19 protein-coding genes and 3 pseudogenes are annotated in these 24,154 nt (G+C 54.2%); 12 read left to right on the top strand and 10 right to left on the bottom strand.

Going from position 1 to position 24,154, the window contains the following annotated elements; all coding sequences use genetic code 11:
* Positions 1-67: 67 nt before the first annotated feature.
* The 3 genes from coaE to AC0L7U_RS11130 are packed head-to-tail and all read right to left on the bottom strand — an operon-like array spanning position 68 to position 2,090.
* A complete protein-coding gene (coaE, locus tag AC0L7U_RS11140; protein ID WP_473690716.1) occupies positions 68-658 on the bottom strand; it encodes a dephospho-CoA kinase in 591 nt (196 codons plus the stop codon).
* Positions 655-1,500, bottom strand: coding sequence for a shikimate dehydrogenase (locus AC0L7U_RS11135; protein ID WP_473690714.1), 846 nt, complete (start codon positions 1,498-1,500; stop codon positions 655-657). Before AC0L7U_RS11135 ends, coaE begins: the two co-directional genes overlap by 4 nt.
* Positions 1,497-2,090: a Maf family nucleotide pyrophosphatase gene (locus tag AC0L7U_RS11130; protein WP_473695771.1), complete on the bottom strand. Its 594-nt coding sequence runs from the start codon at positions 2,088-2,090 to the stop codon at positions 1,497-1,499. Before AC0L7U_RS11130 ends, AC0L7U_RS11135 begins: the two co-directional genes overlap by 4 nt.
* 781 nt (positions 2,091-2,871) lie before the next feature.
* Here AC0L7U_RS11130 and hemE point away from each other — a divergent pair.
* From hemE to AC0L7U_RS11110, 4 genes and pseudogenes are all read left to right on the top strand, one after another.
* Entirely contained in the window at positions 2,872-3,831 is a 960-nt protein-coding gene (gene hemE, locus AC0L7U_RS11125; protein WP_473690712.1) for a uroporphyrinogen decarboxylase, read from the top strand.
* Between the two features lie 3 nt (positions 3,832-3,834).
* Positions 3,835-4,264 (top strand): annotated as a pseudogene (gene hemJ, locus AC0L7U_RS11120) (protoporphyrinogen oxidase HemJ).
* A 263-nt stretch (positions 4,265-4,527) separates the two neighbouring features.
* Positions 4,528-5,784 carry a transcription termination factor Rho gene (gene rho, locus AC0L7U_RS11115; RefSeq protein WP_473690710.1) on the top strand — a complete coding sequence of 419 codons (1,257 nt, stop codon included), beginning with the start codon at positions 4,528-4,530 and terminating at the stop codon, positions 5,782-5,784.
* A 124-nt stretch (positions 5,785-5,908) separates the two neighbouring features.
* Positions 5,909-6,502 carry a GNAT family N-acetyltransferase gene (locus AC0L7U_RS11110; protein WP_473690708.1) on the top strand — a complete coding sequence of 198 codons (594 nt, stop codon included), beginning with the start codon at positions 5,909-5,911 and terminating at the stop codon, positions 6,500-6,502.
* A gap of 12 nt (positions 6,503-6,514) precedes the next feature.
* Here AC0L7U_RS11110 and AC0L7U_RS11105 read toward each other — a convergent pair whose 3' ends face one another.
* Both AC0L7U_RS11105 and AC0L7U_RS11100 read right to left on the bottom strand, forming a co-directional pair.
* Positions 6,515-7,156 carry a hypothetical protein gene (locus tag AC0L7U_RS11105; protein ID WP_473690706.1) on the bottom strand — a complete coding sequence of 214 codons (642 nt, stop codon included), beginning with the start codon at positions 7,154-7,156 and terminating at the stop codon, positions 6,515-6,517.
* Between the two features lie 48 nt (positions 7,157-7,204).
* Complete coding sequence (locus AC0L7U_RS11100) at positions 7,205-8,557, bottom strand: thioredoxin domain-containing protein (RefSeq protein WP_473690705.1); 1,353 nt, start codon at positions 8,555-8,557, stop codon at positions 7,205-7,207.
* Between the two features lie 122 nt (positions 8,558-8,679).
* Here AC0L7U_RS11100 and mnmE point away from each other — a divergent pair, with 122 nt between their 5' ends.
* From mnmE to AC0L7U_RS11075, 5 genes and pseudogenes are all read left to right on the top strand, one after another.
* A complete protein-coding gene (gene mnmE, locus AC0L7U_RS11095; protein WP_473690703.1) occupies positions 8,680-10,026 on the top strand; it encodes a tRNA uridine-5-carboxymethylaminomethyl(34) synthesis GTPase MnmE in 1,347 nt (448 codons plus the stop codon).
* A gap of 324 nt (positions 10,027-10,350) precedes the next feature.
* Positions 10,351-12,224 (top strand): annotated as a pseudogene (gene mnmG / locus AC0L7U_RS11090) (tRNA uridine-5-carboxymethylaminomethyl(34) synthesis enzyme MnmG).
* A gap of 165 nt (positions 12,225-12,389) precedes the next feature.
* Positions 12,390-12,884 carry a 16S rRNA (guanine(527)-N(7))-methyltransferase RsmG gene (locus AC0L7U_RS11085; RefSeq protein WP_473690701.1) on the top strand — a complete coding sequence of 165 codons (495 nt, stop codon included), beginning with the start codon at positions 12,390-12,392 and terminating at the stop codon, positions 12,882-12,884.
* A 17-nt stretch (positions 12,885-12,901) separates the two neighbouring features.
* Positions 12,902-13,728, top strand: a pseudogene (locus AC0L7U_RS11080) (ParA family protein).
* Between the two features lie 190 nt (positions 13,729-13,918).
* Positions 13,919-14,833, top strand: a complete 915-nt coding sequence (locus AC0L7U_RS11075; RefSeq protein ID WP_473690699.1) for a ParB/RepB/Spo0J family partition protein — start codon at positions 13,919-13,921, stop codon at positions 14,831-14,833.
* A gap of 305 nt (positions 14,834-15,138) precedes the next feature.
* Here AC0L7U_RS11075 and holA read toward each other — a convergent pair whose 3' ends face one another.
* From holA to leuS, 3 genes are read right to left on the bottom strand one after another with little or no spacing between them, the layout of a single operon-like run.
* Positions 15,139-16,185, bottom strand: coding sequence for a DNA polymerase III subunit delta (holA, locus tag AC0L7U_RS11070; protein WP_473690696.1), 1,047 nt, complete (start codon positions 16,183-16,185; stop codon positions 15,139-15,141).
* Between the two features lie 7 nt (positions 16,186-16,192).
* Positions 16,193-16,765 carry an LPS assembly lipoprotein LptE gene (locus tag AC0L7U_RS11065; RefSeq protein ID WP_473690694.1) on the bottom strand — a complete coding sequence of 191 codons (573 nt, stop codon included), beginning with the start codon at positions 16,763-16,765 and terminating at the stop codon, positions 16,193-16,195.
* Positions 16,752-19,364: a leucine--tRNA ligase gene (gene leuS / locus AC0L7U_RS11060; RefSeq protein ID WP_473690692.1), complete on the bottom strand. Its 2,613-nt coding sequence runs from the start codon at positions 19,362-19,364 to the stop codon at positions 16,752-16,754. Before leuS ends, AC0L7U_RS11065 begins: the two co-directional genes overlap by 14 nt.
* Before the next feature lie 210 nt (positions 19,365-19,574).
* Between leuS and AC0L7U_RS11055 the strand changes: the two genes are divergently transcribed.
* Positions 19,575-20,252, top strand: a complete 678-nt coding sequence (locus AC0L7U_RS11055; protein ID WP_473690690.1) for a YggS family pyridoxal phosphate-dependent enzyme — start codon at positions 19,575-19,577, stop codon at positions 20,250-20,252.
* Positions 20,253-20,281: 29 nt separating this feature from the next.
* On the opposite strand, the gene AC0L7U_RS11050 is transcribed toward AC0L7U_RS11055, so the two are convergent.
* Positions 20,282-21,475, bottom strand: a complete 1,194-nt coding sequence (locus AC0L7U_RS11050) for a TrkH family potassium uptake protein (protein ID WP_473690688.1) — start codon at positions 21,473-21,475, stop codon at positions 20,282-20,284.
* Positions 21,423-21,731 (bottom strand): hypothetical protein, encoded by a 309-nt coding sequence (locus AC0L7U_RS11045; protein WP_473690686.1) that lies wholly within the window; start codon positions 21,729-21,731, stop codon positions 21,423-21,425. Before AC0L7U_RS11045 ends, AC0L7U_RS11050 begins: the two co-directional genes overlap by 53 nt.
* Before the next feature lie 531 nt (positions 21,732-22,262).
* Between AC0L7U_RS11045 and ffh the strand changes: the two genes are divergently transcribed.
* Together ffh and AC0L7U_RS11035 are read left to right on the top strand one after the other, a co-directional pair.
* Positions 22,263-23,819 carry a signal recognition particle protein gene (gene ffh / locus AC0L7U_RS11040; RefSeq protein WP_473690684.1) on the top strand — a complete coding sequence of 519 codons (1,557 nt, stop codon included), beginning with the start codon at positions 22,263-22,265 and terminating at the stop codon, positions 23,817-23,819.
* Positions 23,816-24,145, top strand: coding sequence for a chorismate mutase (locus tag AC0L7U_RS11035; protein WP_473690682.1), 330 nt, complete (start codon positions 23,816-23,818; stop codon positions 24,143-24,145). The genes ffh and AC0L7U_RS11035 overlap by 4 nt, the downstream gene beginning before the upstream one ends.
* Positions 24,146-24,154 lie beyond the last annotated feature (9 nt).

Raw genomic sequence — 24,154 nt, 5'->3', positions numbered from 1 at the left:
TTGCCTTGCAACACCGTCTTGGCCAAGACCGCAACCAGCGCTTTCCACGGTGTGGCGAAGGACAAGCTTACTTCTGGATCGGGGCAATTGCCCTGAGCAGGGCGTCAACCGACCGGGTCGCGGCCTCAATACCACGGCCGGTCTCAATGATGAAATGCGCCAGCCGGCGTTTTTGCTGATCTGGCATCTGACGCGCCAGAATGTGATCCAAACGCTCTTGTGTCATCCCATCTCTTTTCAGGACGCGCTGTTTCTGGGTTTCTGATGAGGCCGAAACCACAACGCAGACATCGACACGTGCATCGGCACCACTCTCAAACAACAAGGGAATATCCAGCAGAACAACGCGATGTCCGCTCTCCTGCGCCTGCCTCAAGAATGCCTGCTCTTCCTGCTGCACCAACGGGTGCACGATGTCTTCAAGCTGGCGCATTGCCTCCGGTTTTCCAACGACCAGTGTCGACAGAACCTTGCGATCCACCTGAGCGCTGACAACAGCCTCGGGAAAAACCTTGGCAATCTCAGAAACAGCCTTCCCCTGATACAAGGCGTGAACCACTGCATCGGCGTCATGACAAGGAATACCTTGCGCGGCAAAAAGCTTCGCCGTGGTGGACTTTCCCATGCCAATGGAGCCTGTCAGGCCAAGTTTGATCATGCGTTTTTGGCCATGTCTGCCAGCACAAAGACGCGCAAGTCTTCGTCAACCTCGGGGCGAACACCAAACCAGCGCTCAAACCCGAACACCGCCTGATGCAACAACATGCCCAAACCATCGACGGTGCGGTGACCACACTCATCTGCCTGTTTCAACAATTCGGTCTTGAGCGGCGCATAAACAGCATCTGTCACAACAGCATGATCGGGAAGGGGCGACAGGTCGATTTTCAAAGCATCCTTGCCCGTCATACCCAAGGATGTGGAATTGACCAGAAGATCGGCTGTCCCCAGAAATTCCTCCAGCTTATCCCACGGATGAGCAATAATTCCTGTCCCGAAATCATCGACAATGGCTTGCGCTTTTTCGACAGTCCGATTGACGATATGCACAGTCTTGAACCCACGCGCACGTAATGAGTGAACGATGGCCCGAGAGGCCCCTCCTGCGCCCAGAACGACAGCGTTTTCTTGTCTCTCGTCCCATCCGGGCGCGAGTTGATCCAGATTGCCCAGAAAGCCGAGACCATCGGTATTGGCACCGCAAAGCTGCCCCTTGTCATCGAGCCACAGGGTGTTTGCCGCCATCATTGCCTTCGCAGCATCATCCAGCCACACACAAGCCTGAGCGGCTGTCTGTTTGTGCGGGGCAGTGACATTCGCCCCCGAAAGACCTGACCTGGCGAAGTTGTCGAAAAAATCCTGGGCTTTGTCTGGCTCAACACCACAACGCCCATAAGACCCATCGATGCCGTATTTCTTCAGCCAGTAGCCATGCACGACCGGCGAACGAGAATGGGTCACCGGCCACCCAGTGATTGCGATTTGTTTAGGGGCTGTCATTGATCAAGTATCCCAAGCTCACGAAGGTGTTGCAAAAGCGGTAGAAGCGGCAAACCCAAAACGGTGAAATAATCACCTTCGACCTTTTCGAACAGTTGGATGCCAGCGCCCTCCAGTTGATAGCCACCAACACTTTGCAGAATATCGTCACCCGTCTGTGCAAGATAACTATCTATGAAATCAGCAGAAAACGCCCGCATTGTCAGACGCGCCGCCGACACATGGTGCCATTTAATGCTGCCCCCACGTGAAATGGCGACCGCTGAAAGCAATTCATGTGTTTTGCCTGCAAAAGACAAAAGCTGATTGCGCGCGTCTTCAAGAGTTTCCGGCTTTGTATAGCGCTTGCCCTCAAATGCCAAAATCTGATCGGTTCCAATGACATAATCATCCGGTCGCGCGGCACTGACATCATTGGCCTTAGCTTCTGCCAAAACCCGGGCAAGCTTGTCGGGCGCAATTCCCTGTTGCAATAAAGGTGCTTCGACCAATCGTTCATCAAGGGTCGAGGGGCAAACCAAGATTTCAACACCCGCGTTCTCGAGAAGTGTTCGGCGAATACGGCTGCCACTGGCTAGAACCAAGGACATGAGGTCTCCTTTTTGCGGACAATCTCGAACTTTAGGAACAATCCGGTCCAAGGCGGGTTAACTGCAGTGTTGTTCTGAATGTCGATCTTGCCGCATTCGATAACGGGCGAGACAGCGGCGTTCAACAGGCATTTGAACCAAGGGCCAGCAAATAAGAAGCGAAGCCCTGTCACTCTCGACAATGCTGAATATTTCAGCCCCGTGAGGTTTGGTCAAAAATCATCGAAATTGTCTCGTAAATTTTGACAATGATCAATAAATTCAGTTGTTTAATGTGTTTATGCCCTCTGTCATCCCCAGCCATGTTGATGTTTTCTTAACACTTGGGGGTGGGCCACCGGATGCGTGGAAATTATACCCGCTGACATGATTTTATGAACAGCGCCGAGTTGTTAAACGACTCCCCCGAAACGAGTCCGCAACCATGTGGATTAACATGTTAGGCAAGATCATGGACAGGTTTTCCACGCTCGCCAAATTAGTTAATAAAGTGTAAACATTCCTTTAATGTCTTGTTTCATAAAAGATTTCTGACTTATTGACTCCTGTGGAGGATAACTTGTCCAGAACCTGCGTCAATTTCTCCCACCACGACTGTGCATGTGAGTGATTGTGGATCTAGAAGGATCCCGGTAATCCACTCACTAATATAAAAAACAGATTCAAAATTAAGAATCTTATTTATTGGGAATGTGTGAAAGGGGCTCTGCCTGATGAGATCCGAAGAGCGTGCCGTGATGCGAGTTCTCGCAGGAGAAAAACTCTGGCCTCCCCCATCTGGATGATGCGTCAGGCCGGTCGCTACCTCCCCGAGTATCGAGAGATCCGCAAAACGGCTCCAGACTTCCTATCGTTTTGTTATGACCCGGATCTGACAACAGAAGTCACTCTCCAGCCAATCCGTCGATTTGGCTTTGATGCAAGCATTCTGTTTTCGGACATCTTCGTCGTGCCAGATGCTATCGGCTATCCGGTCAAGTTCGTTGAAGGCAAGGGACCGGTTCTGGAACCTCTGTCAGCGGATCTTGTCGATCGACTGGAACAAGACCGAGCCGAGGATCATCTTAAACCGGTCATGGAGACGGTTTCACGACTTCGAGCTAAACTCCCTGATGAAACCACCTTGCTGGGCTTCTGCGGAGCTCCCTGGACTGTTGCGTGCTATTCCGTTGCTGGTCACACCACGCAAGATCAGATTGCAGCGCGTCTGGGCGCCTATCGCGAGCCTGATCTGATGCAAAGGTTTGTTGATCAACTCGTTACTGCATCGATCCGCTATCTCATCCGTCAGCTTGATGCGGGTGCCGATGCCATCCAGATTTTCGACACTTGGGCCGGCGTTCTTGATGAAGCAGGTTTTGACCGTTGGTGTATTGCGCCAACGCGCAAGATTATCGAAGGGGTCCGGGCGGTTTACCCGGATGCCAAGATCATCGGATTTCCGAAAGCCTCTTCGGCGCGGGCGCAGCGGTTCATCGCGCAGACTGGGGTGAATGCAATTGGATTTGATTGGAGTGCGCCGGATGAGATTGTCCGGACAGTTCAAGAAAACCACACGGTGCAAGGCAATCTTGATCCGATGCGGCTTGTTGCTGGCGGCAGGGCCTTGGATGAAGGGATTGATCATATTCTGCAAACCTTCGATCAAGGCCCACTGATTTTCAATCTCGGTCATGGTGTGACACCGGATGCCAATCCGGACCATGTTGCGCAAATGATCGAGCGTGTAAAACGAGGCTGATCCATGGATATCTATTCCTGGGTGAAAGCCCTGCATGTCATTTCGGTCATCGCCTGGATGGCCGGAATGCTGTATCTGCCGCGTTTGTTTGTGTACCATGCCAATGTCGAGACAGGCTCTGAGATGTCGGAGACCTTCAAAATCATGGAACGACGATTGCTCAAGGCGATCATCAATCCGGCGATGGTGTCGACCTGGATCTTCGGAGTGTGGACCGCTTATGAGATCAACGCATTTGGCGATGCCTTGGCTGCAGGCAAAACTGGCCCTTGTGATTATTCTCTCCGGCGTGCATGGTTATCTGGCCGGATGCGTAAAACGGTTTGCCAGAGATGAAAATCAAAAGAGTGCAAAGTTTTATCGTGTTCTGAATGAAGTTCCGACGCTGTTGATGATCTTCATCGTGATACTTGTGATTGTTAAACCTTTTTAATATTCGCCCCTATTGAGCGGCTTTTCTGCTCATTAGGAAAAATGCCCACTTGCATTATCTATCCGGTTTTCATAAGTTCCCTTGTGACAACCGAGCCGAGCATTGATTATTCTCTCGTCCAGATCGGCCGCCAAGTCTTACTCTAGACATTCTGGCACTATCTCAGCTTAACTTTTGGTGATTTGTTCTGTCTTAGGTTTACCCATCAGCAGACCTATCCAAGTGTATTCTGAAGCATCACCAAACCCAAATTGATCCGGGAAATGAAACTCAAAGACCTTAAAGAAAAAACACCGACTGAGCTGCTTCAGTTTGCTGAAGAGCTCGAGGTCGAAAACGCGAGCACCATGCGCAAACAGGAACTCATGTTTGCGATCCTCAAGAGCCTTGCGGCTCGGGATGAGGAGATCATTGGTGAGGGCGTCGTTGAAGTGTTGCAGGATGGCTTCGGCTTCTTGCGGTCTCCTGATGCGAACTATCTGCCTGGACCTGACGACATTTACGTGTCGCCCTCGCAAATTCGCCGCTTCCAGCTTCGCACAGGCGATACTGTTGAAGGCGAAATTCGCAGTCCCAAGGATGGCGAGCGCTATTTTGCCTTGCTCAAGGTGAACCTCATCAACTTTGAGGATCCCGACAAGGCCCGTCACAAGGTTCACTTCGATAATTTGACACCGCTTTATCCGAACGAGCGGTTCAAGATGGAAATTCAGGACCCGACCCGCAAGGATTTGTCCTCACGTCTGATCGATCTGGTTACGCCACTTGGCAAGGGACAGCGTGCGCTGATCACTGCGCCGCCGCGGACCGGTAAGACAGTCTTTCTGCAAAACATCGCCCAGTCCATCACGACCAACCATCCAGAGTGCTACCTGATCGTTCTTTTGATCGACGAGCGTCCGGAAGAAGTGACCGACATGCAGCGCACGGTGAACGGCGAAGTGGTGTCCTCCACGTTCGACGAGCCGGCTTCGCGCCACGTTCAGGTTGCCGAGATGGTCATCGAAAAGGCAAAACGCCTGACCGAGCATGGACGCGATGTTGTCATTCTGCTGGATTCAATCACTCGTCTGGGTCGTGCTTACAACACCGTGGTGCCGTCTTCGGGCAAGGTGCTGACCGGTGGTGTGGATGCCAATGCGCTGCAACGTCCGAAGCGCTTCTTTGGTGCAGCTCGTAATATCGAAGAAGGCGGGTCTTTGACCATCATCGCAACTGCCTTGATTGATACCGGCAGCCGCATGGACGAAGTCATCTTCGAAGAGTTCAAGGGAACGGGGAACTCCGAAATTATCCTGGACCGCAAGATCTCTGACAAGCGCATCTACCCGGCCATCGACATTCAGCGGTCGGGCACGCGTAAGGAAGAATTGCTGGCAACGCCAGAGCGTCTCAAGAAGACATTCGTTCTGCGCCGTATCCTCAACCCAATGGGGACGATCGACGCTGTGGAATTTATTCTCGACAAGTTGAAACAGACAAAGTCGAACGAAGAATTCTTTGACAGTATGAACACCTGATCAGGTTTCAGGTTTCATGTTTGTCGGATATCGTGAGGGGCGTTTTGGTGGAAACCAAAGCGCCCTTAACTTTTCATAAACCCTGTTTCACGTGAATCAGGCCTCGATTCGGATCCGAAGCAAAATGTCGACCACTGCTCCCTATCTCGAAACTTCGCGGTTGATCTTGCGCCCCTGGGAAGAGGATGACATTGCCGCCTTTGCCGCGATGAACGCAGATCCGGAAGTTATGCGTTATTACCCGGCCTGCTTGAGCTTCGAGGAAAGTGCAGCAATGGTCCAGACTTGTCGGGAACGGGCAGTGCGGGACGGGTTTTGCTTTCAGCCGGTGATTGAACGGGAGACGGGCCTGTTTGCTGGATGCATTGGTCTGAACATGCCGTCGTACAATGCCGAATTGCCTTTCGGCCCATGTGTTGAAACAGGCTGGCGCTTATGTCGTGCATTCTGGGGTAAGGGTTACGCTAGCGAAGCGGCACGGGAATGGATTCGGTTCGGTTATGAAGAGAGGCATCTCGATGAGATTGTTGCCTTCACAGCCTATCCCAATGTGCCGTCGAAAAAGGTCATGCAACGTCTCGGTATGAGCCGTGACGAGGAGGGGGACTTTTTGTTTCCCAAAATCCCAGACAGACACCCTCTGCAAAAGCATAAGCTGTATCGTTTGACGCGCACCCAATGGGCAGCATCCCGCGCGGCCTTGGATACGGCAGGCTGAGCAGACCTGATTTTACGCGATGTTGGGTTCTGATCGACAACTGCGCGCAAGGAGTCCGTCGAGTTCCTTAACGTCTGTCACTGGTGCCTGACATGTGGTTTTCTTGCAGAGATAGACGGTCGGTTGTCCATTGAGCGCTTTCTTTCCGAACGCCGGGTGCGTTTTGGGAAGTATTTCGTCGCCATCTCGAACCGGCCGGATACAGACGGTTGGATCGGAAAATCGGCATAAAGCCTCGAGAAGTGGATTCGGATCCGTTCCATCCGGAATGACAAGGACCGCAAGTTGGCCATTCACATGTGTGTCAAACGCTGAAATCAGCGATGCAGTCGCAAAAACGTTTTTCTTCATATCATAGCTGCAAGCCGCGAACAGTCGATCGAGGCGCTGCCGATATGTTTCATCTCCGGTAAGCAGCGCAAGCTTGGCGAGCCCGACTGCGGCAAGACCATTGCCACTCGGCATAGCCTCATCTGTCGTGGAGAACGGGCGAACGATCAATTCTTCTTCGGAAGAACTGGAGGTTTGATAATAAGCGCCATCTTCTCGAACGAAGTCAGCTTCCATTACCTCGGCGTATTCGCGGGCATGAGAGAGATATGTGTCGGAGTGTTCTGGAATAACCTCAGACAACACCAATGACGCGCAAAGCATGCTGGCTGCGTCCGACAGGAAACCGACCGGCTGCAGCTTTCCATCTCGCTAGGAGTGGCAAGGATGTCCGTCCTTGATCATGGTCTCACGTAAGAAGCGATAGGCGGTCTCCGCCATATCGACACAAGATTCACGTGAAACAATCCGTCCAGCGCGCGCCAGAGACGCGATCATCATGCCGTTCCAGTCCGTCAGGATTTTGTCATCAAGGGCAGGACGCTTGCGCTTCTTACGCGCATCCAGAAGTTTCTGACGGAGAGTTTCAAGGCGCTGCTCGTCTTTTTCGTCCAACTCGGGAAAATGCAGACGGTTCAAAATGGTGACCCCATCCCAGTTTCCCGAGGCGTGGACATCATAGACCTGCGAGAAGAACAACACATCTTCCTTTCCCAGAACTTTCTTGACCTCTTCTGATGTCCAGACGTAATAGCGGCCTTCCTCGCCTTCGCTGTCGGCGTCTATGCTGGAGGCAAAGGCGCCATGAGGTTGCAACATCTCGTCGCGAAGCCAGTCCATGGTCTCGTCGATTCGCCTGCGAAACAGGGCATCGCCTGTCTGCACCCACAGTCGAGCTATTTGCAGAAGGTACTGAGCATTGTCGTAAAGCATTTTCTCAAAGTGTGGTACGAGCCACATATGGTCGACGCAGTAGCGAGCGATGCCGCCCTTCAGGTGGTCATAAATGCCGCCGTTGCTGATGCGAGAAAGCGCTAACTCAACCGCGTCTGCGTAGGCGGTATTGCCAGTGCGGTGGCTCGCTCGCCACAAAAGGTCCTGGACGGAGGCCATGGGGAACTTGGGTGCCCCTTGAATGCCGCCATGTTCTTTGTCGCACAGATCGAGCAACAGCCGGGCGCTTTCAGCAACCAGATCATCGGTGAGGTCGCTTTGAGCACTGGTGTGCCGACGAAGCACTTCCATAAGGCCCTTTGTGTTGCTTTCGATTCGGCTTCGATCCGTTTTATAGGTCTCTGAAATCGTATGCAGCACGTCAGTGAATGACGGCTGACCCCAGCGCGCAGCAGGCGGAAAATAGGTGCCACCCCAAAAGGGTTGCCCCTCTGGGGTGATAAACATTGTCAGAGGCCATCCGCCTTGTTGTCCAAGCGCATGCAGGGCCCGCATATAAATCAGGTCAATGTCGGGTCGTTCTTCCCGATCCACCTTTACATTGATGAACAGCTCGTTCATCACATCAGCCGTCTCAGGGTTTTCGAAGCTCTCATGGGCCATCACATGGCACCAGTGACAAGCAGCGTAACCAATTGACAAAAGGATCGGCTTGTCCTGCTTTTTGGCAGCTTCCAGAGCGTCTGCCCCCCACATATACCAGTGCACCGGGTTGTCTTTGTGTTGTAGAAGATAGGGGCTGGTCGAGGAGGCGAGCTGGTTTTCAGCCATATGACGTCAATTCCTGTTGAAGTGGCGGGCAAAAAGACAACCGCGAAACGCTATCTCATAAGAAAGACGCTTCGGTCAGGCACAAGGTTCCTGATCGAAACGAAAAGAAGTCGGACCATTTCATGTCAGCTACCATCTTTGCCTTGTCGAGTGGGGCTTTGCCCTCTGGTGTTGCGATCATACGCCTTTCAGGGCGGCAGGTGGAACAGGTTCTGCGCGATTTTTGCGGTACGGTGCCAGCACCTCGGACAACGGCTTTGCGGCAACTGGTCGATCCGGTTACGGGAGACAAACTGGATGAAGCACTGGTGCTCTTTTTCAAGGGACCAAATAGCTTCACGGGTGAAGATGTCGCGGAATTTCATTGTCATGGTGGCCGTGCGGTGGTCGCTGCAATACTTTCCGCACTCTCTGCACAGGAAGGCTTGCGTCCGGCCGAGGCAGGAGAGTTCACTCGCCGAGCCTTTGAAGCAGGTCGTATGGATCTGACTGAGGTGGAAGGTCTGGCGGATCTGATTGCGGCGGAAACGGAAGGCCAGCGCAAACAGGCCTTTCGTCAGATGCGGGGTGACCTCGGTACTCTCTACGAAGACTGGCGGCATCAGTTGATCAAGATGCGGGCGATGATTGAAGCTGATTTTGATTTCGCGGATGAAGATGATGTTCCTGGCAGCGTCGCCGAGGGTGTCTGGTCAGATGCGGGGAGGCTTGCTGATCAGATCGGAAGTCATCTGTTACGCTCGACGAATGGCGAGCGACTGCGCAATGGATTGCAGGTGGTGCTTATGGGGGCGCCTAATGCTGGCAAGTCCAGTTTGTTGAATGCCATTGCCGGGCGGGACATTGCCATTGTCACAGAGGAAGCGGGGACGACGCGCGACGCGTTGGAGGTTCATTTGGATCTTGGCGGCTATCCAGTGACACTGGTTGATACAGCCGGCCTGCGGGAAACTGAAGGTCGGGTCGAGAAAGAGGGGATCCGCCGAGCCGTCGAGCGGGCGCAGGGCGCGGACCTGATTGTCTGGGCGTGTGAACCTGGTGGCGTGCTGCCGGATGATCCCGCCTCTCTCTTGCGCGACGTCGCGACCTCCGCGCCGCTGTGGCTTGTCGAGACCAAACAGGATTTGGCGCAGAGCCATTCACCTCACTCGGTATTGGCCATGCATCGTTTGGGAACATCGGTTGAGCGACCAGATGGGGTTGGCGACCTCATTGCGTCTTTGGCCAATTTCGCAAGCGAAAGTATTTCCGTTGGCGAAGCACCATTGGCGACCCGCGCGAGACATCGTTACGCTCTCGAAGAGTGCCTGAAAGCGTTGAACGCCGCACGTACGGGGGATCATTTGCCTTCCGAACTGAGGGCTGAAGACTTGCGCATCGCTGCCAATGCGTTGGGGCGCATCACGGGGCGCATTGATGTGGAAGATCTTCTGGATGTGATTTTTCGAGACTTTTGCATAGGAAAATAAGCACCGTTTCAGATTCCGATTCCATCTCGATTCCAAAGCGAAACTGTTTCACGTGAAGCGGTGGGATTTTCTGAAAGACTGAGGGCTGCGAGATCGAAAGCTTTACGATCTGTTGGCTCTTGGGAGAGGGGCCGGCTGAAGGTTTTCTTTGACCGATCCGGAGCTTCAACCTATAAGATCATCACAGTTTTAAAGGCGGTCACCGAGTAAGTGCTCACGACCAGCCGACGCTTGGGTCTTCTGATAGACCGGCGTGGATCCCTGTTTTGGGATAGACAGACGCCCTGAACAGCTGGGCGTAATCTTTACACGATGAGAATGAAGATGAGCGACTTGGTCTCGGACTATGATGTGATTGTCATTGGCGGCGGTCATGCCGGCTGTGAAGCGGCAGCGGCGTCTGCGCGTGTTGGCGCAAGGACTGCGCTGGTGACACATCGCTTCGATACGATTGGCGTGATGTCCTGCAACCCTGCCATTGGAGGGTTGGGCAAGGGCCATCTGGTGCGTGAGATCGATGCGTTGGATGGGTTGATGGGCCGGGTGGCCGATAAGGCTGGCATTCAATTTCGAATGCTCAACCGGCGTAAGGGGCCGGCTGTTCGAGGACTCAGAGCTCAGGCGGACCGCAAGCTGTACCGGGAAGCAATGCAAGCCGAAATCTCATCGATTGAGGGGCTTGATGTTGTCGAAGGGGAGGCGGATCGGTTCCTTCTTTCGGAAGGCCGCATCACAGGTGTGCGCCTTGCGGATGGCCGGGAGATTGCTGCTGCCGCTGTCGTGTTGACCTCGGGGACCTTTCTGCGCGGTCTGATTCATATTGGTGATCGCCGTATCCCGGCTGGCCGTCAGGGTGAAGGCCCGGCTGTGGGATTGTCGGTGTCTCTTGAGGAGATCGGCTTCGAGCTGGGGCGGTTGAAGACCGGTACTCCGGCGCGTCTTGATGGCAAGACGATTGATTGGTCGAAGACCGAAGAACAACCTGGTGATGATGAGCTTGTTCCATTTTCGACACTGACCAGCAAGATTGACGTGCCTCAGGTGCCGTGCCACATCACCCGAACGACGGTGGAAACGCACCAGATCATTCGTGATAATCTGCATCTCTCGGCCATGTATTCGGGCAACATCAAAGGCGTTGGTCCGCGCTATTGCCCGTCGGTCGAGGATAAGGTCGTCCGGTTCTCCGATAAGGATAGCCATCAGATCTTCCTGGAGCCCGAAGGCCTGGACGACGATACAATCTACCCAAATGGCATTTCAACATCTCTCCCGGAAGATGTGCAGATGGCGTTCCTCAGGACCATCCCCGGTCTTGAAAACGTTCGCGTCATTCAACCAGGTTATGCGATTGAATACGATCATGTTGATCCTCGCGAGCTGAAGTTGACCCGCAAACCAAGCGATGTTCCGGGCTGTATCTTGCCGGTCAGATCAATGGTACGACTGGCTACGAGGAAGCCGGTGCACAAGGGCTTTTGGCGGGCCTGAATGCAGCCTTGCAGTCGAAGGGCGCTGACAGCTTCGTTGTGGACCGCAGTCAGGGCTATATCGGCGTGATGGTAGATGATCTTGTCACACGCGGTATCTCTGAGCCCTATCGCATGTTTACGTCCCGAGCTGAATACCGCTTGTCGCTGCGGGCTGATAACGCCGATCAACGGCTCACTCCTTTGGGTGTAGCGATTGGGTGTGTCTCTGAAACCCGTCGAGTCGCTTTCGAAACGAAGCTTTTGGAAATCGCTCGGGTTGGCGATCTTTTGAAGTCACTGACAATCACACCAGCTGAGGCCTTGAAAAACGGCCTGCCGGTGAACCAGGATGGCATTCGGCGATCCGCATTCGATCTTCTCGCCTATCCCAATATGACCTATGCGATGTTGCAGGGCGTCTGGCCGGAACTCGCTGCAATTGATCCTGCGATTGCGGAGCAGGTGTCGACGGATGCTCTCTATGCTGTCTACTTGCAGCGGCAGAGCGCAGATATTGAAGCTTTGAAGCGGGATGAGGCGCTGATCTTTCCAGATCAATTTCGATTCGATACCGTGACGGGCTTGTCCAATGAAGTGAAACAAAAGCTGGAAATCGCTCGGCCTCAAACTCTTGGGCAAGCGTCGCGCATGGACGGAATGACTCCCGCCGCACTGACGCTGCTTTTGTCGCATGTCAAACGTCAATCACGCCGCGGAGCTGCTTGATGTCTAAGCCCGATTCAAAACTCACAACCAGTGCACAAGCTGTTTATAAGTATGGGGATGTTTCACGTGAAACAATCGAACGTCTCCAGATTTATGTCGATCTTGTTTTGAAGTGGCAGCCAGTCCAGAACCTTGATTGCGCCGTCTACCCTGGCGGATATATGGGTGCGCCATGTTGCGGATAGCCTTCAGACCAAATGGTCGCTTCCAAAGGCAAATACCTGGGTTGATATCGGCAGTGGGGCCGGGTTTCCCGGGGTTGTGACTGCAATCTTGCAGGCCGACGATCCTGACGCACATGTTCACATGATCGAAAGCAATCAACGCAAAGCAAGTTTTCTGCGCGCTGCACTGCGAGAGACAGGCGCTAAGGGAACGGTACATGCAGCGCGTATAGAAGCCGTGGCCGAGACTTGGGACCATGGGCCTATAGATGCAGTCTCAGGCCGGGCATTGGCTTCTCTGGATAAACTTCTAACCCTTGCGGAACCCTTCACTCGTGCAGGTGCAACCTGTGTTTTCCACAAAGGACAAGATTTTCAACGAGAGGTTAACGAAGCGTCTCACACTTGGACGTTTGATCTGGTAGAAAAGAAGAGTCTCATTGATCCCTCAAGCCGAATGCTCCTCCTGTCGGGTATTGCATATCGGCCGATTTAGGAAGGGGCATGTGCCTCATGACAATGCTTCCGGAAAGTCCTCGCGTTTTGGCTCTGGCCAACCAAAAGGGCGGTGTCGGCAAGACTACGACTGCCATTAATCTCGGCACGGCTCTGGCCGCCATCGGCGAGCGAGTTCTGGTGATTGATCTCGATCCTCAGGGCAATGCTTCGACGGGTCTTGGCATTGGGCGTCAGGACCGCGGTCTTTCGACGTATGACGTGTTGAGCAATGATTGTTCGCTTGATGAATCTATCAAGGAAACGGCGGTATCCCGGCTTTGGGTAGCGCCTTCGACGATGGATTTGCTCGGACTTGAGTTGGAAATTGCTTCGTCCTCGGATCGGGCCTTCCGGTTGAGGGCTGCCATCGCGGATTTGACGCAAAGCGCCCTGTTCCGTGAAATCGGTTTTAGCTATGTGCTTGTTGATTGTCCGCCGTCGCTGAACCTGTTGACCATCAATGCTCTGTCTGCCTCCCATTCCATTCTTGTACCTCTGCAATGCGAGTTTTTCGCGCTTGAAGGGTTGAGTCAGTTGTTGAGCACGGTAGAGCAGGTGCGGACTGCTTTGAACCCGGAGTTGACCATTCATGGCATCGTTCTGACGATGTACGACAGCCGAAACAATCTTTCGAGCCATAGGTTGTTGCCGATGTTCGTGAGACGATGGGCGATGCGGTCTATGAGACGGTTATCCCGCGTAATGTTCGCATCTCTGAGGCGCCGTCTTATGGCAAGCCAGCGCTGTTGTATGATCTTAAATGCACTGGCAGTCAGGCTTATCTGCGTTTGGCCTCCGAGATCATCCAGCGGGAGCGCGAGTTGCGAACCGTGGCCGCTTGATCCAACTGGATTCGGCTCCGGTACGGTTTCCTGAGGAAAGTCCTGCCGGAATGGAAGCGTTGCAGCAGTTTTGCGGATAGAGTAGGGGGCGTGTTGTGGTGCATCCGCTCTTGAAGCAGGTGCCACATGAGATCTCTGAAATCTCAGAAATTCTATAAGTAATTAATATATAAGAAGAAATAGGTACGCTATGGCGGACGATGGGAACAAGAACAAGCGGCTTGGACGCGGACTTGCGGCTCTGATCGGGGATGCAACTGTTCAGGATACGAACAGCCAGGTCCGGACGCAGCGTGACAGCCGCAAAGTTCCGATTGAGCATATCGTTCCCAATCCGCGCAATCCGCGCAAGACATTCACCGAAAAAGATCTTGCCGATCTGACGGAGTCCTTGCGGACCAAGGGAATTGTGCAGCCGATCCTGGTGAGGCCATTGACCGGGCAGGCCAATCGATTTGAAATCATTGCTGGTGAGCGACGTTGGCGGGCGGCTCAACAGGCTGGCCTTCACGAAGCGCCGGTGATCATCCGCGAGGTGACAGATCAGGAAGCACTTGAGCTTGCGATCATTGAGAACGTTCAACGCTCCGATTTGAATCCGATTGAAGAGGCGCTCGGCTACGACCAACTGACGGCGGAATTCAGCTATTCTCAGGGGGAACTGGCAAAGGCGATTGGCAAGAGTCGCAGTCATGTTGCCAATACAATGCGCTTGTTGAAATTGCCCAATGCGGTGAAAGACTATCTGTCTGAGGGCTTGCTGACGGCGGGGCACGCAAGGGCACTGATCACAGTTGATAATCCGGGTGCTCTTGCCGAGATTATTGTCGAAAAAGGGCTTACGGTTCGCGAAGCAGAGAAGCTGGCACAAAATCCGGAGCTTCTTGAGAAGTTTGCCAAGGGGGCCAATAAGGCTGATGCAGGTACACGGCCGCGCAAGGATGCAGATACACTGTCACTGGAAAAACGTTTGACCGACAAGCTTGGTTTGAAGGTCAGCGTCGGGCATAAGGCCGGCAAGGAAAGCGGTGATCTGAAGATCAAATACTCATCGCTTGAGCAGCTCGACGAAATTTGCCGCCTGCTCGGTCTTGAGACCAGTTAGACTTTTCTGATCTGGTTTTGTTTAGAAAATAGCTTAAGCCGATCTGTTCAAGGGTCGGCTTTTTTGCGTTGTGCATCCTGTTGAAATGATGCGCATGAACCTGTGACAGTTCATTGGAAAGGCTGTTGGAAAACTGTTGACTAAGATGTCGCTCACGCCGGATCTGCTTCGCAAGAGCAATCGCGAGCCTATTTATTGGGCTGGCAGTTTTCTCGTGAGTTACGGAACTAAATGTTGAAATCGTGTGTAAAGCTTGTGCAAAGGCTTCGGTATGTCAGGGCTAGATCAGCCCATAGGCGCTTGTCTTAGCGCCGGCGTTGGATCTTGCGTGTGGCTGCCACCCTTGCGAGCGTCAGAAGCTCCTCAGACAGCACAGGAACGCCGAGAACGGCATTCAGGCGCGAGACCTTCATGGCCTCATGAAGGCGTTCTGTGGCCCGCGACAGGTCATCCAGCGACCATATCTGAAGTTGACGGGTGATCCCCGGTCGCCGCTTGAAAAAGACCGGTGGTCTCTGTCCATCGACAATATCCTTGGCATTGATGCCCCGCTCAAGATCGGCGCGCATACGATGCAGCCATTGAAAGTGCTTCAAGGCTTGGCCTGCAATAACAGAGGCGTTGGAGCCGGTGGCTGAAAGCCGTTCAAGACCGCGATCGAGGTCAATCAGATCGCCAAGCGCGGTGCTGTCGATCAGTTCCGACATTTCGAATGCAGATGTATCGCCGATGATGTCTTCAACATCCGAGGCTTCGATGCGGCCTTTGCCGAGAGCGTAGAGACAGAGTTTCTTGACTTCGCCACGGCTGGCCATCCGGTCCGCTCCAAGCAGCGAGTGCAGGGAAGCGCGGGCTTCGCGGGTGATCGTCAACTCAAGCGCGCGGGTTTCATAGTCGATGAGCTGGTCAATATCTCGTTCAGTGTCAGCATAACACGGAATGGCGATCGCCTGCCGGTCCTGCTCGAACAGTTTACGCAGGCCAGTGCCTTTCTTCAGGTCACCGGCTTCAATAACGATCAGGGAGGGGCAATCTGGCAGCTTGAGAATAGGGGTAAGAGCGTTCGACAAGTTTTTGCCGCCGGCATCCTTGACCCAGATGATCCTCCGGCCCCCAAAAAGTGGGATGGTCAGGGCCTCATCGATCAATCGATTCGGGTCCGAAGCGACATCCGAAGCATCAAGTTTGATGAGGTTGAAGGGATCGTTATCACCTTCACTGACCTTGGCAACGAGAACGCCAGCGCGTTCGGTCACGAGACCACTGTCTGGACCATAGATCAGAACAAGCGCAGCAGAGGCAGGTGGCGCCGAGAGAAATCGCTCAATGTCACCTGCCTTCAGTGCTGTCATGGGTCAGTCAGTCCTGGTTGCGCATGGCAAAGCGGCCGGCGATGCGGGCCTGAATGTCATTTGCAACAACTTTTGCCACGCGTTCGTCGGCATCTCGCTGAGCGCGGATGTTGGCATAGCGCTGGTTTGAGAAGTCATAGGACGAGGTTGCGAAGGAATGGCCTGTCATCACCGTCTTGTTGGTGATGATGTTGGTGAGGACAAACGTCGTGTTCATTGTGCGGGTGTAGGCAGCGGGAACATCAGCAAGCTGTTCAACGCCGACTTCAGCCTCGTTGATACTTGTGATGATCTTCAAGCGATACCGCTTGTCTGCCGAGGGGGCACCGCGCTCAAAGCGGAACGTGAGTTCGTTGAACAGCGCACGATTTGCAACGCCGGTGGATCCCGTATCTGTGATCGGCTCGATCTGGATAGCCGCCAACTGCGCCTGTACGGATTGCGACGCGGGTGTGTAGCTGTTCATCGTGGCATACAACGGGCGGGTCTGGCAGCCAGCGAGCGTAGCACCTCCCAGCAGGATGGCAGCGACGGCTATCCAGGCGGATCGGCCTTGTCTTGAAAACCTAAGCGACGACATTCACGATCCTTTGCGGCACAACGATGATCTTGCGAGGCGGCTTGCCATCCAGCACACGCTGAACGAATTCAAGTTCCAGAGTAGCCGCTTCAACCTCCTCTTTGGAAGCTTCACGTGAAACAGTTATTTCACCGCGACGCTTTCCATTGATCTGAATCGGCAGGGTAATGCTGTCTTCTACCAGGAGACTATCATCGACATCCGGCCATGGCGACTGTGAGATCAGACCGTCCATGGAAAGTGCCGCCCAGCATTCTTCGGACAGATGCGGCATCATCGGGCTCATCACAAAGCAGAGGTATTCTGCTGCTTCGCGCACCGCGAAGTGCATCCCATCCTGATCCATCTGGCCGTTGATGGTCTTGCTGATCTGGTTGACGAATTCATAGATGCGAGCGACAGCACGGTTGAACCCAAGGCCATCCAGATCTGTTGAAATGGCGGCGCACGTCTTGTGGGTTGCGCGGCGCAAGTCTTCGGCAGGTGTGGAAAGGGATGGCACAATGTTGCCACGCGGCTCGGTCTGTTCGGCAATGTCGTTTATGAGGCGCCAGACGCGCTGCACGAAACGCCATGCGCCCTGAACGCCTTCTTCGGTCCAGATCACATCGCGCTCGGGCGGGGAATCCGACAGCATGAACCAACGCGCGGTGTCGGCACCATATGTATCGATGATGTCAGTTGGATCAACGACATTCTTCTTTGACTTCGACATCTTCTCGATGGACCCGATGGTCACAGGTGCGCCGGTTTCAGCATGGATTGCCATGCGTTTTCCATCGGTCTCGCTGAAGGACACATCGGTTGGACTCAGCCAGATACCATCTTCGGATTTGTAGGTCTCATGCGTGACCATGCCTTGGGTGAAGAGCCCCTTGAAAGGCTCGTCGACGGCAACAGCACCGATCTTTTTCATGGCACGGGTGAAGAAGCGCGAATAGAGCAGGTGCAAGATCGCGTGCTCAATGCCACCGATATATTGGTCAACCGGCAGCCAGGCATCGGCCACGGCAGGTTCGGTTGGTGTCTCTGCGCGTGGAGACGTAAAGCGGGTATAATACCAGGAGCTGTCGACGAAAGTGTCCATCGTGTCGCTCTCGCGGCGTGCATCCTTGCCGCATTTCGGGCAGGTGCAGTTGCGCCACGTCGGATGCCGATCAAGGGGATTGCCCGGCTTGTCGAAATTGATGTCGGCAGGCAGCTCCACCGGCAGGTTTTCATCCTTTTCTGGCACCACACCACAGTCGTCGCAGTGGATGACAGGGATCGGGCAACCCCAGTAGCGCTGACGGGAGATGCCCCAATCGCGCAGGCGGAAGTTGACCTGACGTGCCGCTTGCGGTGCCCCGTCAATATTCGTGGTCTCGAGTTTGTTGGCGACGGCCGATTTCGCCTCTGCAATGCTCAGGCCATCGAGAAAATCTGAATTGGCGATCACGCCATCGTCGGTATAAGCCTCATCTCCGATCTCGAAGGACGCAGCATCGGTCCCAGCCGGGATAACAACCGGATTGACCGAAAGAGTGTACTTGCGGGCAAAGTCCAGATCGCGCTGATCATGAGCCGGACAGCCGAAGATTGCACCCGTGCCGTAATCCATCAGGATGAAATTGGCGACATAGACGGGCAGCTCGATGCTGTCGTCCAGCGGGTGCTTGACCGTGAGACCCGTATCAAAACCACGCTTCTCAGCTTTTTCGATGGCTTCTTCCGATGTACCGATGCGGTGACACTCGTCAATGAAATCCTTCAATTGGGCATTGGTCTTGGCCAGTTCCGATGCAATCGGGTGGTCCGGGGACAGGCCCATGAAGGAAGCACCGAACAGAGTGTCCGGACGGGTCGTGAAAATTTCGAGTGTTTTGTCGCCGGTCGGTGGTTGGCTGATGAATTCAAAGCGCACCCGCAGGCCTTCGGATTTGCCGATCCAGTTCTTCTGCATCAGGCGAACTTTTTCCGGCCAGCGGTCGAGATCGTCCAGGGCTTCCAGCAGGTCGTTGGAATAATCCGAGATGCGGAAAAACCATTGTGTCAGTTCTTGCTGTTCAACCAGAGCGCCAGAGCGCCATCCACGACCGTCGATAACCTGCTCATTGGCAAGTACGGTCATGTCGACGGGATCCCAGTTGACCTTGGATTTCTTGCGATAGACGAGGCCAGCCTCAAGAAACTGCAAGAAAAGGCGCTGCTGCTGCGTGTAATATTCCACATCACAGGTTGCGAATTCACGGCTCCAGTCCAGCGAAAGACCCATGATCTTCAACTGGGAGCGCATTGTGGCAATGTTTTCGTAGGTCCAGTCGCGTGGATGGACATTGTTCTGCATGGCTGCGTTTTCAGCCGGCATCCCGAAGGCGTCCCAGCCCATCGGATGCAGAACATTGAAGCCCTTGGCGCGCTTGAAGCGTGCAACCACGTCACCCATCGCATAATTGCGAACGTGGCCCATGTGAATTCGGCCAGACGGGTAGGGGAACATCTCCAGAACGTAGTATTTCTCGCGGGGATCTTCGTTTGAAGTGACGAAGACGTCCTTGTCGTTCCAGACAGTTTGCCAGCGGGCTTCAACTTCGCGCGCGTTATATCGTTCCGTTACCATAAATCTTGCCGTTTCATACTGCCTGTTGGCTAAGGCGCTTCTGATTGGAGTGTTTGGCGGACTGTCACCAGAAATCCGCTATCCGGTCAACAGTCATGACCTCAAAAGTGCGTATTTTCCGTTGCCTTGATCTGCCCCTTGCTTTTTATAGCCTTGAAACCCTATCAGTGGCCACATAATCAGCATGCAGTGAACATGAGGAGTGTGGTCATGAGCGGGACAGCAGACGAGCGGCTGAAGCAGGTCCAAAGTGATATTCGCGAGAGCGAAAAGACTTACGGCCGTCCTGAGGACTCTGTCACTCTGATTGCAGTGTCCAAGACTTTTGAGGCGGATGATATTCGCCCTGTCCTGGAGGCAGGACACACGGTTTTCGGTGAAAACCGTGTTCAGGAAGCCATGGGCAAATGGCCGGAGTTGCGCGGCGACTACCCGGGTGTCGAGTTGCACCTCATCGGACCGTTGCAGTCGAACAAGTCGAAAGAGGCTGTGGCGACGTTTGATGTGATCCATACCATTGATCGCGCCAAGATTGCCAAGGCACTGAAGGACGAAATGGACCGGCAAGATCGCCAGCTTTCGTGCTTCGTGCAGGTCAATACGGGAGCGGAGCCACAGAAGGCGGGGATTGCGCCAGAGGAAACCGATGCTTTTGTCGCGTTTTGCCGCGACGAGGTTGGTCTCAATGTTATCGGGTTGATGTGCATCCCACCGGTCGAGGAAGCGCCGGGGCCGCATTTTGCTTTGCTGGAAAAGATTGCCAAGCGAAATGGATTGGCTGAACTGTCCATGGGCATGTCGGCGGATTACGAAACCGCGGTCGGGTTCGGCGCTACGTATGTACGGGTGGGATCTGCCATTTTTGGCAAGCGCGACTATCCCACCTGAGCCGTCAGGCAGACCCTTGATGCCTGATTTTACGTTTCTGACCAGAAGTCCGGCAGGAAAATCACCAGTGTGGCGATGATCTCCAGGCGGCCGAGGATCATCTCGATGCTCAACATCCATTTGACAGCATCCGGCAGGCCGCCGAAGTTGCCACTTGGGCCGATGGCCTCCGACGCTCCTGGGCCAACATTGGCGAGCGCGGTTATGGAGGCACTGAGGGCCGTGACCAGATCCAGCCCGAAGAAGCTGTAGACGGTTCCAAACAGCGCGAAGGTAAATGCATAGACCAATCCGAAGATCAGAACCCCTTCGATAACGGCGGGTGTCAGTGGTCTGCCTTCGTAAAGAGGTGGGGCAACGCGGTGAGGCCGTACCATCTTGCGCAGGAGTGAGCGGATATAGCTCGCCAGAATGGCAATGCGGAAGATCTTGAAGCCACCTGAGGTCGATCCGCTGCATCCGCCGATGAAGGTGATGATGAAGAACAGAGCCGTGGCGAATGCGCCCCATTTCAGATAATCGCCGGCGCCAAATCCGGTGGTGGTGATGATCGAGACAACATCAAAGACGCAGATCGTAAAAAGGTGAAATGGGGTGTCGTTCTGGCTCCAGCGCTGCGACAGGAACAAGCCAACGCTGATGACAAGGATTAGACCAAGATACACGCGGATCTGCTGCATGTGATCTATCTTGCGGCCTTCTGTCAGGCGGATCATGAAAAGGAACGGCAGACCCGAACACAGCATGAAGAAGATAGAGACCCAATAGATGGCAATCGGCTTGTTGTCGAACTGGGTGAAGGACAGGTCCGATGTTGAAAATCCACCGCTGGAAACGGTGGTCATGGCGTGATTGATCGCCTGAAAAAAAGTCATGCCGAAGATGTAATAGAGCATCGTGCAGCTCAGCGTGAGAACGCAATACATCAATACGAGGCGTTTCATGAAGGGCTCGACGCGACCATAAGGCTTGGCGGTGTTCTCAGAGGATTCGATCTGAAAGAGCTGGCTTCCTCCGACGCGCAGACCGGGGAGCAGCCAAATGCCGATCACGACAATTCCCACACCTCCCATCCATTGCAGCAGCGAGCGCCACAAGAGAATGCCCGGGGGCATCTTGTCGAGACCGCTGAGAATGGTGGATCCGGTGGTGGTCAGGCCAGACGCAGCCTCAAAGAAAGCATCGACAAAAGAGATGTGCAGGCCACTGGCATAAAGCGGCACTGCTCCGGCAATGACGAACGTGAACCAAGGCGGCGTTGACGAACAGGAAGGTTTCGCGTCGCTTGAACTGTAACTTGCGCCCGGACAGGGCCGTTGTCGTCAGCCCACCGAGACAGCCGAAAACCGCTGCACAGGTCAGAAAAACAATCCAATCCGGATTGTTTGCGGACAAATCGGCCATGGCTGGAACAATCATGATGGTCGCAATGACGATCATCAGACGGCCAATTGGCAGCGCGACAGCGCGAAAATCCATGTCCCGCTTTTCCCTTGATGTTTCAGAGGGTGGACGTGTCAAAGCGGCCAGAGCCGACAGTGCAGGTCCTTGCTTCTTCTCTTAACGACGGCTGCAATGCAAGTGCTAAACGGCAAAGCCTGGTATCTCATGTCACTCGTGCAAACAGGCAAGACCTGTAATTCGGTGCTGGCGGACATGCGATTTTATGGTGCGCATTTCCCAGATCACATGGTCCTGCGCATTTTTTTATTTGTTGGTGAGGGCCCCAAAATGTCGATCAATGCAGTGAGATGCATGGCTTTCCTGCTTTTCCTTGACTTGGCACCTTGAATGCTGCAATAAGCCAATCCAACTCCAATTGAGTGTAAGACAACCAAACTCGCCGACCAGGACCCGTAAAGGTGTAAAGAGTTCCTGGAGGTAAACATCCGACAGCGCGATGCGCCCTCGGGTGTCGTTTTGCTTTGCGTTTGGCACTTCGGGCAAGGCCGTCTTGCGTTTGTTTGGAACAGGCTCTCGGGCCAGAATTGCTGTGGTAAGGATCTTTTCATGTTCGAAAGCCTGTCAGATCGACTGAGTGGAATTTTCGACAAGCTGACCGGTCGCGGGGCTTTGTCGGAAAACGACGTCAGTGAAGCGCTGCGGGAAATCCGGCGTGCGCTGATCGAGGCGGACGTGGCGCTGCCTGTTGTGCGCTCGTTCACCGACAAGGTCCGTAACCGGGCCGTTGGTGCCGAAGTGGTCAAGTCGATCACACCGGGTCAGATGGTCGTCAAGATCGTCCATGACCAGCTGATTGAAATGCTTGGCTCCGAAAGTCAGGGCGTTGATTTGAATGCACCGGCTCCTGTGGCGATCATGATGGTTGGTCTGCAGGGCTCCGGTAAAACCACGACGACGGGCAAGATTGCTCGCCGCCTGACCCAGCGCGACAAGCGCAAGGTTCTGATGGCGTCTCTCGATACGCGCCGTCCGGCAGCGCAAGAGCAGCTCAAGGTGCTGGGCGAGCAAAACGATGTCGACACATTGCCGATCATCGAAGGGCAGGGGCCAGTCGAGATTGCCAAGCGCGCCATGACGGCAGCGCGGCTCGGCGGCTATGATGTGGTTCTGCTTGATACGGCTGGTCGGACGCATATCGACGAGCCTTTGATGGTCGAAATGGCAGACGTCAAGGCCGCTGCCCAGCCGCATGAAATTCTGCTGGTGGCAGATTCCATGACGGGTCAGGACGCCGTCAATCTGGCGCAGAACTTTAATGAGCGCGTCGGCATTACCGGGATCGCGTTGACCCGTATGGATGGTGACGGCCGTGGCGGTGCTGCGCTGTCGATGCAGGCTGTGACTGGTAAGCCGGTCAAGCTCATCGGGACAGGCGAAAAGTCTGATGCTCTTGAGGATTTTCATCCCAAGCGGATCGCCGATCGTATTCTTGGCATGGGCGATATTGTTTCGCTGGTTGAGAAGGCGTCTGAAGCCATTGATGCGGAAAAAGCCGCGGAAATGGCCCGTAAGATGCAGAAGGGTCATTTTGACCTGAATGATCTGGCAGATCAGCTCAAGCAGATGGAAAAGCTTGGCGGTATGTCCGGAATGATGGGCATGCTTCCGGGCGTCGGCAAGATCAAGAAGCAGATGGCGTCGGCCAATATCGATGACAAGATGTTCAAGCGTCAGGTTGCGATCATCCAGTCGATGACACCGCAGGAAAAGCGCAAGCCAGATGTGCTCAAGGCCAGTCGCAAGAAGCGTATCGCTGCCGGGTCCGGTGTCGATGTTGCGGAAGTGAACAAGCTTCTCAAGATGCATCGCCAGATGGCGGACATGATGAAGAAAGTTGGCAAGAACAAGGGCATGCTTGGCAAGATGATGGGCGGCCTCGGTATGGGGGGTATGCCGAACGTTGATCCCAAGCAGCTGGAAGAAATGGCCAAGTCAGGCCAGTTGCCCGGTGGCGGCGAAATGCCGAAAGATCTGTCGAGCGGCCTGTCTGGAGGATTACCTCCCGGATTTGGCGGTGCTGGCGGATTGCCGGGGCTAGGTGGTCCTAAAATGCCGGGCGGACTGGGTGGTCTGCCGGGCCTTGGCAAGGGGAAAAAGCGATGACGAGCGGAGTATCCTCTTCTCAGAAAACAACGAACGACGCACTGGCCGATTTGCGGCTCTTGCGCTCCTCCATCGACAACATCGATGCAGCTCTCGTTCACATGCTGGCCGAACGCTTTAAATGCACTCAGAAGGTGGGCGTTCTCAAGGCCGAACACGATCTTCCGCCGGCCGATCCGGCGCGGGAAAAGGTCCAGATCGAAAGATTGCGGCAACTTGCGGAAGATGCCCATCTGGATCCAGATTTCGCTGAAAAATTCCTGAACTTTATCGTGAAGGAAGTTATTCGGCATCATGAAGCCATCGCCGCGAACACCGGCAAATAACCTATTGGA

Source organism: Roseibium sp. 10G30-5 (assembly GCF_055809635.1).
The sequence above is the reverse complement of the archived record's forward strand: the minus strand, read 5'-3'. Positions and strand labels throughout refer to the sequence as shown.